General features: G+C 50.2%; 11 protein-coding genes. 4 read left to right on the plus strand and 7 right to left on the minus strand.

The features are described 5' to 3' along the window. Positions 1–21: 21 nt before the first annotated feature. Positions 22–1,887 carry a sodium:solute symporter family protein gene (locus tag L2Y54_RS08675; RefSeq protein ID WP_236501438.1) on the minus strand — a complete coding sequence of 622 codons (1,866 nt, stop codon included), beginning with the start codon at positions 1,885–1,887 and terminating at the stop codon, positions 22–24. Between the two features lie 11 nt (positions 1,888–1,898). After that, positions 1,899–2,153, minus strand: coding sequence for a DUF4212 domain-containing protein (locus L2Y54_RS08680; protein ID WP_236501439.1), 255 nt, complete (start codon positions 2,151–2,153; stop codon positions 1,899–1,901). Between the two features lie 386 nt (positions 2,154–2,539). Here L2Y54_RS08680 and glnL point away from each other — a divergent pair, with 386 nt between their 5' ends. Then, positions 2,540–3,610: a nitrogen regulation protein NR(II) gene (gene glnL, locus L2Y54_RS08685; protein WP_236501440.1), complete on the plus strand. Its 1,071-nt coding sequence runs from the start codon at positions 2,540–2,542 to the stop codon at positions 3,608–3,610. After that, positions 3,597–5,015, plus strand: coding sequence for a nitrogen regulation protein NR(I) (gene ntrC, locus L2Y54_RS08690; RefSeq protein ID WP_236501441.1), 1,419 nt, complete (start codon positions 3,597–3,599; stop codon positions 5,013–5,015). Before glnL ends, ntrC begins: the two co-directional genes overlap by 14 nt. Here ntrC and L2Y54_RS08695 read toward each other — a convergent pair. The 3 genes from L2Y54_RS08695 to L2Y54_RS08705 all read right to left on the minus strand — a co-directional run bounded on the left by L2Y54_RS08695 (position 4,987) and on the right by L2Y54_RS08705 (position 8,950). Next, the gene (locus tag L2Y54_RS08695) at positions 4,987–6,663 is read right to left on the minus strand and encodes a sulfatase-like hydrolase/transferase (protein ID WP_236501442.1); all 1,677 of its coding nucleotides are present in this window, start codon (positions 6,661–6,663) and stop codon (positions 4,987–4,989) included. The genes ntrC and L2Y54_RS08695 overlap by 29 nt on opposite strands. A gap of 76 nt (positions 6,664–6,739) precedes the next feature. Continuing rightward, on the minus strand, positions 6,740–7,489 hold the full coding sequence (locus tag L2Y54_RS08700; RefSeq protein WP_236501443.1) for a WecB/TagA/CpsF family glycosyltransferase: 750 nt from the start codon (positions 7,487–7,489) through the stop codon (positions 6,740–6,742). A gap of 420 nt (positions 7,490–7,909) precedes the next feature. Next, positions 7,910–8,950 carry an IS5 family transposase gene (locus tag L2Y54_RS08705; protein ID WP_236501444.1) on the minus strand — a complete coding sequence of 347 codons (1,041 nt, stop codon included), beginning with the start codon at positions 8,948–8,950 and terminating at the stop codon, positions 7,910–7,912. Between the two features lie 79 nt (positions 8,951–9,029). Here L2Y54_RS08705 and L2Y54_RS08710 point away from each other — a divergent pair, with 79 nt between their 5' ends. After that, positions 9,030–9,356, plus strand: a complete 327-nt coding sequence (locus L2Y54_RS08710; protein ID WP_236501445.1) for a hypothetical protein — start codon at positions 9,030–9,032, stop codon at positions 9,354–9,356. Positions 9,357–9,462: 106 nt separating this feature from the next. Beyond that, on the plus strand, positions 9,463–10,257 hold the full coding sequence (locus L2Y54_RS08715; protein WP_236501446.1) for a CsgG/HfaB family protein: 795 nt from the start codon (positions 9,463–9,465) through the stop codon (positions 10,255–10,257). Positions 10,258–10,324: 67 nt separating this feature from the next. Here the strand turns inward: L2Y54_RS08715 and glnA are convergent, their stop codons facing one another. Then, positions 10,325–11,734 (minus strand): glutamate--ammonia ligase, encoded by a 1,410-nt coding sequence (glnA, locus tag L2Y54_RS08720; RefSeq protein ID WP_236501448.1) that lies wholly within the window; start codon positions 11,732–11,734, stop codon positions 10,325–10,327. A gap of 133 nt (positions 11,735–11,867) precedes the next feature. Continuing rightward, on the minus strand, positions 11,868–14,042 hold the full coding sequence (locus tag L2Y54_RS08725) for a glutamine synthetase III family protein (RefSeq protein WP_236501450.1): 2,175 nt from the start codon (positions 14,040–14,042) through the stop codon (positions 11,868–11,870). Positions 14,043–14,231 lie beyond the last annotated feature (189 nt).

Raw genomic sequence — 14,231 nt, forward strand, 5'->3', positions numbered from 1 at the left:
TCAAACCGAGTGGAGATCGGTTTAGTGACCAGTCGCCGCGCCTGCACCACGAGGGATACGCACGTCTTCGACCAAGTGTTGGATGTGCTCTGGTGGCGGTGGCGTTACGCGGGAAACCGCAAACGCAACTGCAAAGTTCACCATTGCACCGACAGTACCAAACGCTTCAGGGGAGATGCCGAACAGCCAGTTTTCTGGTTTGCTCGCAGCCATTTCAGTACCCTTAATGAAGAACCAGCCTTTGAACCAGAAGATGTAGATAACGGTAACGAGAAGACCCGCAATCATACCCGCTACTGCACCTTGAGTGTTCATACGCTTAGAGAAGATACCCATCATCAACACAGGGAAGATGGTAGCAGCCGCCAAACCGAACGCCAAAGCCACTACCTCCGCCGCGAAGCCCGGTGGGTTGAGACCCATCCAACCTGCGATGACGATAGCAAATGCCATGGCAATACGAGAAGCCAACAGTTCATTCTTCTCAGAAATATCCGGCTTAATAATACTCTTAATCAAGTCATGGGAAATCGCTGAAGAGATCGCCAGCAACAAACCAGCCGCCGTAGACAGTGCTGCTGCGATTGCACCCGCTGCTACCAAGGCGATAACCCAGTTAGGCAGTTTGGCAATTTCAGGGTTGGCAAGAACCATGATGTCGCGGTCAACTTTGGTGATTTCGTTACCGTTCCAACCAAATTTGCCCCACTTCTCATCGTGCTTAGCTTTCACTTCATCCAGTTTCTTCTGAGCCGCCGCTACATCACCGCCGTCTTTCTGAGCTTTAGCCAGTGCTGCTGTTGCATCAGACAAGCCGCCGTCGTTGTAGTACTGGATTTTGCCATCGCCGTTTTTGTCAGCCATTTCCAAAAGCTTGGTTTTTTCCCAAGTTTTCATCCAGTCTGGGCGGTCAGCAAACGCCAAGTTGCCATCCGGGGAGCCAACTTCACCGGTTTGTACGGTGTTCATCAGGTTCAGACGTGCCATAGCACCTACCGCAGGTGCTGTGGTGTACAGAGCCGCGATGAAGATCAATGCCCAACCAGCAGAAATACGTGCATCAGAGACTTTTGCTACGGTGAAGAAACGGATGATAACGTGAGGCAGACCCGCAGTACCGATCATCAGGGTCATGGTGAGCATGAACAGGTTGATGGTGCTGCCTTGCTGGATAGTGTAAGCCTTGAAGCCGAGGTCAGTGACGACCTGATCCAGTTTGTCTAACAGGTAAACGCCGTCAGCCATTTCTGAACCCAAGCCCAATTGCGGGATAGGGTTGCCAGTCAAGTTGAAGGAAATGAATGCCGCAGGAACCGTGTAAGCCATGATCAGAACCACATACTGTGCGATCTGGGTATAAGTGATACCTTTCATACCGCCCAATACGGCGTAAACGAAGACGATACCCATACCGAAATACAGACCGACATCAACCGATACTTCCAAGAAGCGCGAGAAGGTAACGCCTACACCACGCATCTGACCGATTACATAAGTAACGGAGATGATGATCAAGCAGATAACACCCACGACACGTGCAGTTTGTGAGTAATAACGGTCGCCGATGAATTCGGGAACGGTAAACTTGCCAAACTTACGCAGGTAAGGAGCCAGCAACATCGCCATCAATACGTAGCCGCCCGTCCAGCCCATCAGGTACGCGGAGTTGTCATAGCCACCGAAAGCGAGCAAACCTGCCATGGAGATGAAAGATGCCGCAGACATCCAGTCCGCCGCAGTAGCCATACCGTTTTGGATAGGGCCGATGCCGCCACCCGCTACGTAGAATTCACTGGTAGAACCAGCACGCGCCCAGAACGCAATACCGAAGTACAGCGCGAAGCTTAGACCGACAGCAATATAAGTCCAGATTTGAAGTTCTGACATATGATTCTCCCTTATTCGTGAACGTCAAAATGGCGATCGATCTGTCCCATGCGCCATGCATAGAAGAAAATCAAGACCACAAACACGTAAATTGAACCTTGCTGGGCGAACCAGAAGCCAAGTTTATAACCGCCGAGCTGGATGGCATTCAGTGGTTCAACCAACAAAATCCCAAAACCAAACGACACGATGAACCAGATGACAAGGCACATACTAAGCAAGCGAACATTCGCTGCCCAATATGCCTGTGCAGATTTATCCAACATATATAAGACTCCTCCGTTGTTGTACAAACGCCATGAGTTTAACGTGAATGCAAATCATCAAGCAATCACCAAAACAAACATTTTTAGGGATTGCACAACATTTTGTAGATTCTTGTGCCGTGTTTTGCGGCATAAAAGGCGTGTTTTAGGGGTATGCTCTTGAGAATTGTCGACAATCTTGAATTGGTGCTGATAATAATGTGTTGGCAATGCTATGTCGCGTTTATGCCTAGTAACCAGTATCCCACCGATTTGGTGCATATAATAAGTTGCACTGTTTTGGTGCTTTACTTGTGGCTGTGATGGATGCTTAACGGTATGCTAATTGTACGATAATGAAAATTATGAGTAAATTTTTGTGGCACTGAATTTGCATTGTTTTTGCTATGAATAATACTAGCCTGAGAAAAAGTGATCTGCTGGACACCCTGACTTGCGCCATTGTGGTGCTGGATACAGGGCTTGCGGTTGTTTACATGAATCAATCGGCTGAAATGCTGTTTGGTCAAAGTCAGCAACGGGCGTTAGGAATGCCTGTTGCATCATTATTGCGCAGCCGGGAAGTGTTGGATCATTTGGAACTTGCCCTGAGCCTGAGTGACCCGCAATCCATCCGTGAGTGCCAGATTGAATTGGCTAGTAATGAAGCGATTACCATTGATTGCGTGATCACCCCGATTAGCTTGCGCGACTGGAATAATCACTTATTGTTGGAAGTTCACCGCATTGACCGCAAGTTGCGTATCGTGCGGGAGGAGCAAGTCATCCATCAACAGCAGGCGGTGCATGAATTGGTGCGCGGGATAGCGCACGAAATCAAAAATCCGCTCGGTGGTTTGCGTGGCGCGGCGCAATTGTTGGAAAGTGAGCTGGAAAACCCTGAACTCAAAGAATACACCCAGATCATTATTTCCGAAGCAGATCGCCTCAAGCATTTGGTGGACGGCATGTTAGGCCCTAGCCGTTTGCCGCATACTGAAAGCGTCAACATCCACGAAGTGTTGGAACACGTCCGGCATTTGGTGGGGGCGGAAGTCTCTGCTGATGTGCAATTCGTGCGTGATTACGACCCCAGTTTGCCGGAATTTCAGGGCGACCGTAACCAATTGGTTCAGGTGGTGCTGAATATCGTCAATAACGCCACCCGTGCGTTGGCGGGTAGTGGCTTGATTTTATTGCGTACCCGCATTTTGCGGCAATTCACCATCCAGCAAATGCGTTATCGCCACGTGATGAAAGTTGATATTTGCGACAATGGTCCCGGTGTGCCGGAGCATTTGCAGGATAAATTGTTCCTGCCAATGGTGAGTGGGCATCCTGAGGGCAGTGGTTTGGGGTTGGCAATTGCACAGACATTAATGCGCCGTCATAAGGGCTTGATTCATTGCGAATCTGTTCCCGGAAATACGTGTTTTTCGATTTTGATTCCGCTGGAGGAAGACCATGCCACCTATTGAAAATGTCTGGATTGCTGATGATGACCGCTCGATCCGCTGGGTATTGGAGCGCACCCTGCAAAAAGCAGGCATTGAAGCCCGCAGCTTCGAGACTGCCGATCAGGTGCTGGTTGCTTTGCGCACTGAACAACCGGATGCGCTGATCACCGATATTCGGATGCCAGGCACAGATGGTCTGATCTTATTGGAACGGATGCAGCGCGAACACCCGATGATTCCCGTGATCATTATGACCGCGCACTCTGATCTCGAAAGCGCCGTCTCGGCGTATCAAGGTGGTGCCTTTGAATACCTGCCCAAGCCGTTTGACGTGAATGATGCGCTGGAATTGGTACGGCGTGCCTGCAAAATGCGCCGTGAACGTGAGGGCGAAAAAGCGGCTGACCCCTCGATGGAGTTGCTGGGTGGGCGCGATATTATCGGTCATGCTCCGGCGATGCAGGAGGTGTTCCGGGCAATTGGACGGCTTTCCAAATCCAGCATTACCGCGTTGATCACGGGCGAGTCTGGCACGGGTAAGGAATTGGTTGCCAAAGCCTTGCATACCCACAGCCCGCGTTCCACCAAGCCGTTTATTGCGCTGAATACGGCAGCGATTCCCCGCGAGTTGCTGGAGTCAGAATTGTTTGGGCACGAAAAAGGTGCATTCACGGGTGCTTATGCACAACGTAAGGGACGTTTCGAGCAAGCTGACGGCGGTGCACTGTTTTTGGACGAAATCGGCGATATGCCCGCCGAATTGCAAACCCGTTTGCTGCGTGTTTTGGCAGAAGGCACATTCTACCGCGTCGGTGGGCATACCCCGGTGAAAGTGGATGTGCGCATTATTGCGGCAACTCACCAGCACTTAGAAGAGTTGGTGCATAAGGGGCAATTCCGCGAAGACTTGTTTCACCGTTTGAATGTGATCCGTATTCATAACCCGCCGTTGCGCGAACGCCGTGAAGATATTCCCTTGCTGCTTAATCATTTCTTACACCGTGCGGCGGAAGAGTTGCAGGTCGAGGTGAAAACCTTGTCAGGGCGTGTGACCGCGCATTTGCAAACCTTGCCTTGGCCGGGCAATGTACGCCAATTGGAAAATACCTGCCGCTGGTTGACGGTCATGGCATCCGGGCGCGAAATCGTGATGGACGATTTGCCAGCGGAGTTGCTGGAGGTGGACCCCGGTAAGACCGAAGTGCCGGATAATTGGGAAAAAGCCTTGGCGCATTTTGCCGATTACAAACTCAATAAAGGCGATGTTAATTTACTGACGGAACTCAGCCCGATTTTCGAGCGTATTTTGTTGCAAGCGGCACTCAAGAAAACCGGCGGGCGCAAGATTGAAGCGGCGGATTTGTTGGGGTGGGGGCGCAATACCCTCACCCGCAAGCTCAAGGAATTGGAGGTTGAGGAGATTTAAGCATGGCTTGATTTTTGGGCAAGGTGTCTTCAAAGCCACAGAATGCCCCCGAACAGGCTTGCATGTGTACCAATTTGTCGGTCAGGTAGCGGCTTTCAAATCCCGCATAACGCAGGGTGAGGGCATCAAGCATCGCTACATCAATGGTTTCGTATTTCATACCATCCAGCAGCTTTTTGGTGACGTAACCTTGCGCAGAATCCCACACATTAAAATAGGTGCGGAAGCGGTCTTGCTTATAAAAATCCGCATCGGTGAAATGTGCCGCGACATCACCGGGGATGTGGTCGCCAAAGGTCACAACAATGGTGCGCTCCGGTAGCTTTTTGAGTTGCTTGAGCAGGTTTTCGTAGGCTTTTACCGATAGATTCAAGCGTTCGTTGTAATCCAGCATAATTGAACATTGTTTGTCCGAAAGCTGCGGTGCGCACCGCTTGGCATCCGGCTTTATGCCTTTGTCGTGTGGTGAATGCTGCCGCATGGTCGCTACGAAGGTAAATAACGGCTGCTCGTTGAGTGTGACTTGCTTGACGGCTTCATCGAAAAAGATTTCGTCGGGCAGTTTGTTCCAGCGGCGTTTGTCGCATTCCGGCATGGCTTTGCAGTCAATGAAATCTTGAATCCCCAATTGTTCGTGAAAACGTTTGCCACCATAAAACCGCCCGGCAATCGGGTAAATGGTTTTGGTTTTGTAGCCTTGCTGTGCCAGTTGCTGGGCAATGCGTCCATCCAGCCGTCCGGGGGCGAACAGGTTAATGGATTTCCAGCCATTGCCGTACAGCGGCGGAGCTACCCCGTGTAAGAACGCAATTTCCTGTACCCAAGTCGAACCGCCAGCGGTGTAGACTTTGAGCGGGTAAGCATCCTTGAAGAATTTACCCTGTGGCTTGAAACCGATGACTTGTTCGGGGCGGAAGGTCGACTCTTCCAAAATCACGATGATATTGGGTTTTTGGTTAGGTGTGGTGGTAAAGGCTTCGGCTTGCTGATCCCCTTTGAAACAGCAATAGCTGGTATCGTGGGGGGGCGTGGGTTCAGTGAGTTGGGTGCGCCAAATGCTTTGCACAAAAATGGGCAAGGTTTGTTTGTATTGCGTCGTCCATTGCAGGTCAATGTAAAACGGTGGCAGGTTCAGGGTAACTAACAGCGCGGCACTGCTGGCAAAACCCAGTGCAAAAGCGTTGCGTCCCCAACGCACGGTGGGCTGTTCCAGCAGGAAACTCGCCATTAACAAGGCGACATAGCCCATGATCAGCAAGGTGGGGAGTAAGCCCATTTCAAAGAGCGTTTCGAGACTTAACGCGGCAACGACCAGATCCGGCGCTACCAATTGCGAGCCAAGGAATTGGTATTTGATTGCAGCCCCAACCCACAGACCGCCAACCACAACAGCGGCTAAACCAGCAGATGACCAAGGGCGGCGTGATAGCCACAATGCCCCGCTGAACAATACACCCCAAACGATGAAGGTATATAAGCGGTTATACACAAAACCCCATGCGCCGCCGCTCCCTTGGTCGGCAAACAGCACATAAGCCATGCCCAGCATCGCGGGTACGGCAATGATCGCGGGAATGAGTTTGTGTTTGAATGCCAAGCTGGTAATTCCAATCCATGAAGTGGTGATACAGAATAACCAGTTTGTCATCAATTTGTAACATTAGTTGCAGCCCAGCAGTCTTAATTTTTGCAACGCTGCCACTTGCGTCGTAAGGCGCTGAGATTTAGACCAAATGTTTACGCTGGGATAGGTGATGGCTGTACAGTACGCTGAAAAACAATGCGCTTTCCAGCAGGCGCTTGAGCCGGAACAGGCGCGGCTCGGTGACTAAACGCCAAATACTTTCCAAGCCTGCCCGCTGTAACAGGCGCGGTGCACGTTTCACTTGCCCTGAGACAAAATCGAAGGTACCACCACAACCGACTGCCAAATGCACTTGTTCCTGTTGTAAAAAGTCGAGATTGTCGTTGATCCAGTACTCCTGTTTTACTGCACCAAATGCCACAAATAAAAAATCAGGTTTGAATTGGCTAATCTGCGCTTTAATGGCTTCATTGTGGTCAGGCGTGAAAGGGTAGGTGGCGTAGGCTGGTGCGTAGCCCGCCACTTTCAGGCCATAGGTGTCGCGGATAATCTGCACGGCTAAGGCGTTGGCAGTGGCATTGCCGCCCAGCAAGAACAGGCTTTTGCCGTGTTGTTGAGCGTATTCACAGGCATCGTAAATGAGGTCAGAACCACTAATTTTGCTGAAGCGTTTTCCCCTATTCAGCAGGCGTGCAAAAAAATAGGGAACCTGCCCGTCGAAGGTGGCGTAATTGGCATTGATAATGTCCCGGAATGGTTGGTTACGGTTGGCTTTGACAATGAACTCCGCATTGACGGTAACAACAAAATGGGTCTGGGTGTCTTCCTTGAATAATTGTGCCTGTTCCAAGCCGCGAAACTTAATTCCGCAAAAATGTATCGAATCCATTAGCTTTCCCTCGGCTATGACATAGATGACTACAATTTGCTCGGTTACATGACCCTTTAGATAAGCACTGAGATGAAGAATTATCATATAATCAAAGATAATTATTATTTGCTGTTGTTATGATTTAAGTATAACCGACTATTTTTTGTGGACTGGTATGATTTTTGATCTTTTTGCCAAAAAAAACTTATAATAAAAATGGCATGTTTTTTATTTTATGGGGTTTTAGTTAAAAGATAATACCAGATTAGTGATGTTAATGGCTTGTGGGAACCTCTAAAAACCCGGCGTATTGCAACGGTTAGCGTTGGCCTATCGGCATTTTGTTAAAAAAACACCAACCCATCTCAATTTTTAGCACACCAAGCCACAATCAGGTTGTTTTTCCGCATTTTTGCTGTTTTTTCGGGAATTTCTCCATCAAATGGGCACAACTCCGCCCTCTCTGAGCGAACAGAGCCGACGCAGGTTATACACGGTTGCTTTGATGCTGAGGCCGAATACTGCCCGTGCCAACCCAATGCTGCGGATGGCTTTGCCACCCATCGCACAGATTGACCCAAACACATGCTCAACCCGTGCGCGGGGTCTGGCGATGCGGGTGTTGCGGCGTTTCTGGCAGTCGGATTGCGGCTTGCCTTTCTTGGCTTTGTGCTGGATGTGTAACCGCCAGCTACCTTGGTTGAGGCGTTGTTCACGGGATTGGTCTTCATAACCTTTGTCCGCCCATACGTCACGGCTGGTGTTGGCTCGGTCAAGCACCGCTTCAAAATGGTTGGTGTCATGCTCTTTGGCGGTGCTGATGTGGCGTTTGCGGATGAGTTTGTATTTCCGATCGGCACTGATACTGAGTTTGTAGCCGTGGTAGCTTTTGCCGTGTTTTTTCGTCCAGCTTGCTTCCGTATCCTTTTGGCGACGTTGGGCAGGTGTCCAGCCAGCGGGTGTTGCCGCTTGTTCCAACAGCGCTTTTTCTTCTTTGTGGAAATGTTGTTTAGGGGCTTCCACCAGCGTGGCATCGACGATTTGACCACCACGGGCAATAAAACCGTGTTGTTGTAATTGCCGTTGGACGGCATCAAACAGGGCATCCGCACCACCTGCCGCACTGATCCGTTCACGGAATACCCACAAGGTATTGGCATCCGGGATCGTGCTGGAATGACGCAGGCCACAAAACCGTTGGAACGACAGCCGGTCAAGCAATTGGTATTCCAATGCCTCGTCCGACAGGTTGTACAGGTGTTGCAACACCAAGACCCGTACCATCAGTTCCGTTGGGTAGGGTGGACGGCCTCCTCGCTTGTCACTGGGGCGTGGGGCGATGTGGTCGATTTCTCCTGCCAAGGCGACAAAGTTGACGTGCTGGTTCAGGGTGGACAGCAGGTCGCCCTTGCGGTCGAGTTTCTGTTCACGCTCTTCGGCGGCAAACAGACTGGTTTTGATGGCACTTTTCTTGGGCATGGCTAGTAACGGGGCGGTGGCTCAGATGAGCATTTTCTCACATTTGTGTGGGTATCAGTGGGTTTTTAGAGGTTCCCTTATGAAATACCTACCAATGCATTGTTTGTGCTTAGCTGCTTTGGCTTTTAGTGCTACTTCAGTTTCAGCGCTACCCGATGGTAGTGCGCCGCCTTCTATGATGGATATGTCGGCTACGTTTGCGAAGACACGTGCTCAGTTACGGGCGTATGAAGTGGATTTCCGGGATACGGGTACGGAGGTTGATCCCTTTGCCGTAGGCGCGTTGGATACAGCAGGTTGCGACATTAATGTCGGCAATGTTGTGTTGGATGATGCCGCAGGAGCGCCAAACGATATTATCATTTTTGTGCAAGGCGATATTATGCAAGCTAATAACTGTCGTTAACGGGTTTGTGCTGGCTATTATTACCATCCTTTGTTTTGGAGCAAGGTGGGTATTGTCGTATTAATTAATATTAAAAATAATAAATTTGGAGTGTAAAAGCCTGTCTATGAAAAATATAAAATTTTTCTCAATAATGGCGTGCGTAGCAATATTGTATGGTTGTACAAGTGTCGAGTCTCGATTAGAAGATAAATTGGCTAATGAGTTTGCGGAAATGAAGCAGGGGTCAAATGGTGGGCCTTATAAAAGCATTACCAATTTTTCCGATTCATTAAGTTGTATGGATCGTCTGATGTTGGCAAAGAATATTCGCAATATTCCCGTGATGGTGGAAGATATTGACGATAAAACCGAAGCGGTTAAAACCGGTGTTCGGGATATGTTGGTTTCTGCTATTTCTGAAATGACGCATAAAAGCCACGGTATTAAACTTATTTTGTATGGAAAGGATTCGGGGAATCTCATTTCTTTTTTAAAAGCAGCCAATAATAATAAAGTTTATGAAAGTTTGCCTTGGTACGATATTCAGGGGTCTATTAGTCAGTTTGATAAAGGCGTAACCAGCGTTGACGCGAGTATTGGTTTATTTGCACGACGTCATGGTGGTTTAGGTGCTGCACGCGGTTCTTCTTTGAGCGTGGTGGCTTTGGATCTGAATGTGGTGAGCACTAAAGACATGAGTGTTGTGCCGGGGGTTTCCTCGAAGAATTCAGTGGCGATATTCCAACGCGGTGATTCATTGGATGCAGATGCCAGCATCAATAAGTTTGGGGTCTATTTCGATATAAACCTGAGCCGCAATGAAGGTCAGGCGCAAGCGGTACGTTCATTGGTTGAATTGGCAGCGGTGGAAATTGTGGGGAAGTTGACGCGCGTGCCGTATGAGCAATGTTTGAAATAAGCATGTGGCTTACAGCGAAACGCCCCGGTTAGGGGGCGTTTGCTATTGCATAAGCGCGTAAAACGGCTTACAGCGAGTAGTACATGTCAAACTCAACCGGATGCGTCGTCATGCGGAAGCGGGTCACTTCTTGCATTTTTAGCTCGATGAAAGCGTCGATCATGTCGTTGCTGAATACACCGCCTGCGGTCAGGAATTCGCGGTCTTTGTCCAGTGCATCCAGTGCCATATCCAGCGAGTGGCAAACCCGTGGGATGAGTTTGTCTTCTTCGGGTGGCAGGTCGTACAAGTCTTTATCCATCGCCTCACCAGGGTGGATTTTGTTCTTGATGCCGTCCAAGCCCGCCATCATCAGCGCTGCGAACGCGAGGTAAGGGTTCGCAGACGGGTCAGGGAAGCGCACTTCGATGCGACGACCTTTCGGGCTTGCCACGAACGGAATACGGATAGAGGCAGAACGGTTACGTGCTGAGTAAGCCAGCATAACCGGTGCTTCAAAGCCCGGAACCAAGCGCTTGTAAGAGTTCGTGCCGGGGTTGGTAATCGCGTTCAATGCTTTGGCGTGCTTGATAACACCACCGATGTAGTACAGCGCGGTTTCAGACAAACCGGCATAGCCGTCGCCTGCAAAGGTATTTACGCCGTCTTTTGCCAGTGACATGTGCACGTGCATCCCAGAACCGTTGTCGCCGACGATGGGCTTAGGCATGAAGGTGGCGGTTTTGCCGTATTGGTGAGCGACGTTGTGAATGACGTATTTTTGACGTTGTGTCCAATCCGCACGGGTAGTCAGGGTGGAGAAACGTGTACCGATTTCGCACTGACCGGCAGTAGCGACTTCATGGTGATGCACTTCGACAGGTACGCCAACCTCTTCCAGAATGTTACACATGGTGGAACGAATGTCGTGCAGGGAATCAACCGGTGGTACGGGGAAATAGCCGCCCTTAACGCCCGGACGGTGCCCCATATTGCCATCAGGGTAGACTTTTTCGGAGTTCCAGCCTGCTTCTTGGGAGTCGATCTTGACGAAGGTGCCGCTCATGTCAGAGCCCCAGCGCACGTCGTCAAAGATGAAGAATTCAGGTTCCGGGCCAAAGAATGCGGTATCCGCAATGCCGGTGGATTTCAGGTAAGCTTCGGCACGCATCGCAATGGAACGTGGGTCACGCTCGTAGCCTTCCATCGTAGTCGGGTCAACAATGCCGCAGGTAATGTTGATGGTTACGTCTTGGAAGAAAGGGTCAACGAACGCAGTTGCCGGGTCAGGCATGAGGATCATGTCGGATTCATTGATGCCTTTCCAGCCAGCAATAGAAGAGCCATCGAACATTTTACCTTCAGTGAAAGTGTCTTCTTCAACCGTGTAAGCTGGAACGGTAACATGATGCTCTTTGCCGCTGGTGTCGGTGAAACGAAAATCGACGTATTTCGCGTCATTGTCTTTGATCATGTTGAGAACGTCTTGTGCAGACATGATATGTCTCCTAATGAATGGGTAACGGATGGTTTTTCTGACAAACAGGGATGTTACTCAGACTAAAGGGGGCTGTAAATAACAGGCAAAAGAAAGGCGAGATAAATCACGCCTCTCTAGCAGGTATTACGCCTTACTTAATGAATAACATTTCGCTGTACTTTGGTAACGGCCACATTTCGTCAGCAATCAGGGTTTCGAGCGTGTCAGCATGGGCGCGGACTTCCGTCATTAAATCACGCACTGTACCAGCTAAGAATGTCATGTGGTCTTTTACGCTGTCAAAGTCGTGTTTTGCCCGTGCTGCGCTCAGTTTGCCGACAGCAACCATCAGTGCATTGGCTTCAGTGGCAACGCTGCTGGCAACACTGTTGTCCAGCGTGATGCCTAAGTCTTGCAAGTTGCCAGCAGTTGCTGCCAATTCGGACAAGTAAGTGACCGCAGCAGGGTAAATCATGGTGGTCGCCATATTCACCATCAACTTGGCTTCGACGTCGATGCTGTTGATGTATTGTTCAGCGTAAACTTCAAAACGGCTGTACAGTTCTGCTGGGGTCAATACGCCAGTGCGCTCGAAAAGACTGGCTATTTCAGGGCTTAACAATTCTGGCAAGGCATCTGCTGAGGTTGGCAGGTTTTTCAAACCGCGTTCTTCAACGGCTGCTTTGTGCCAGTCTGGGGAATAACCGTTACCGCCGAATACCGCGTTACCGTGTTGTTCCATCAGCGTTTTCAGTACAGCCAGTGTGGCGGTAGCGACATCTTTGCCGCTGTTGAGTTCTGCTTCCAGTTTGTCAGCAACCCAGTGCAGGGAATCTGCCAGCATGGTGTTCATGGCGATTAACGGACCAGACACGGATTGTGAAGAACCAACTGCACGGAATTCAAAACGGTTGCCAGTGAATGCAAACGGTGAAGTACGGTTACGGTCGCCGGGATCGCGTTCAAATTTCAGAATCTGGGACAGACCCAAATCCATGTGACCGCCTTTTTCCGTTTTGAGGATTTTACCGGCCTTAATGTCGTTGAAAACTTGTTCGAGTTGGTCGCCCAAATACACCGACAAAATCGCCGGAGGGGCTTCGTTTGCACCCAAGCGATGGTCGTTAGACGCAGACGCGATAACCGCACGCAGCAATGGCCCAAACAAATGTACGCCACGGATAACCGCGCCGCAGAATGCTAAGAAGTGCAGGTTTTCTTCTGGAGTCTGACCCGGATCAAGCAGGTTGCCTTGCGTGCTATTACCCACAGACCAGTTAACGTGTTTGCCCGAACCGTTTACGCCAGCGAACGGTTTTTCATGCAACATGCACAGGAAACCGTGGGCTTTCGCGGTGGTTTTCATCACCGTCATCAGCAATTGCTGGTGATCCGCCGCGACGTTCGCTGCTTCAAAGTAAGGCGCAATTTCAAACTGACCCGGTGCAACTTCGTTGTGGTGGGTTTTAGCTGGGATGCCGAGGCGATAGAGTTTGTCTTCGATGTCTTGCATGTAAACTTGGACGCGCTCTGGGATTGCGCCAAAGTAATGGTCGTCGAATTGTTGACCTTTTGCTGGCGCTGCACCAAACAGGCTGCGACCAGACAACAAGATGTCAGGGCGGGCAGTAGCGAAGGCTTCGTCGATCAGGAAGTATTCCTGTTCTGCACCACAGCTAGAGTTCAGGGTAGCAACGTCAGTTTCACCCATCAGTTTCAATACGCGCTGGGCAGCGGTGTTCATCGCGGCATTGGAGCGCAGTAATGGGATTTTCTTGTCGAGTGCTTCACCCGTCCAAGACAGGAATACGCACGGAATCATCAGCGTTGCGCCATTAGCGGTGTGCATAATGTATGCAGGGCTGGTTGGATCCCAAGCGGTGTAACCTCGCGCTGAGTTGGTCGCACGGATGCTGCCGTTCGGGAATGATGAGCCGTCTGGCTCACCTTTGATCAGCAGGCTGCCACTGAAGTCGGTGATGGCATTGCCTTCTGGGCTGGTGATGATGAAGCCGTCGTGCTTTTCAGCCGTGGCATTGGTCATCGGGTAGAAGATGTGCGAGAAGAATTTCGCGCCTTTCGACATTGCCCATTCTTTCATCGCCGCTGCCACCACGTCCGCTGTGGCAGGGTCTAGCATTGCACCTGTCTGGAAGGTTTTCTTCATCGCTTTGAAAGCATTCTTGGAGAGGCATTCTTCCATGCGTGCCAGATTGAAAACGTCACAAGCCCAGATCTTGCTCAATGGATCGGTTTTGCCGAGATCCATCGGGGAACGCTGGCTGATGGTTTGGATTGCTTGGGTACGCGCGAAATTGCTGCTCATCTATTAACCTCGTTCAATACAATAAATCAGAAATGATGAGGCTTTATGCAAGTTTTATGCCATTTTTAAGAAACCCCTCCTAACCCCCCATCCCCAGCCCTTCCCCCGCAAGGGGTGAAGGGAGTAAGAGAAAGATTTCGTGCGGCTTTGCCTGTTGTTGGGCAAAAGTCCAGTTTCTTAGCCCCTTCA

The sequence above is a fragment of the Thiothrix winogradskyi genome, assembly GCF_021650935.1.
Classification (GTDB): domain Bacteria; phylum Pseudomonadota; class Gammaproteobacteria; order Thiotrichales; family Thiotrichaceae; genus Thiothrix; species Thiothrix winogradskyi.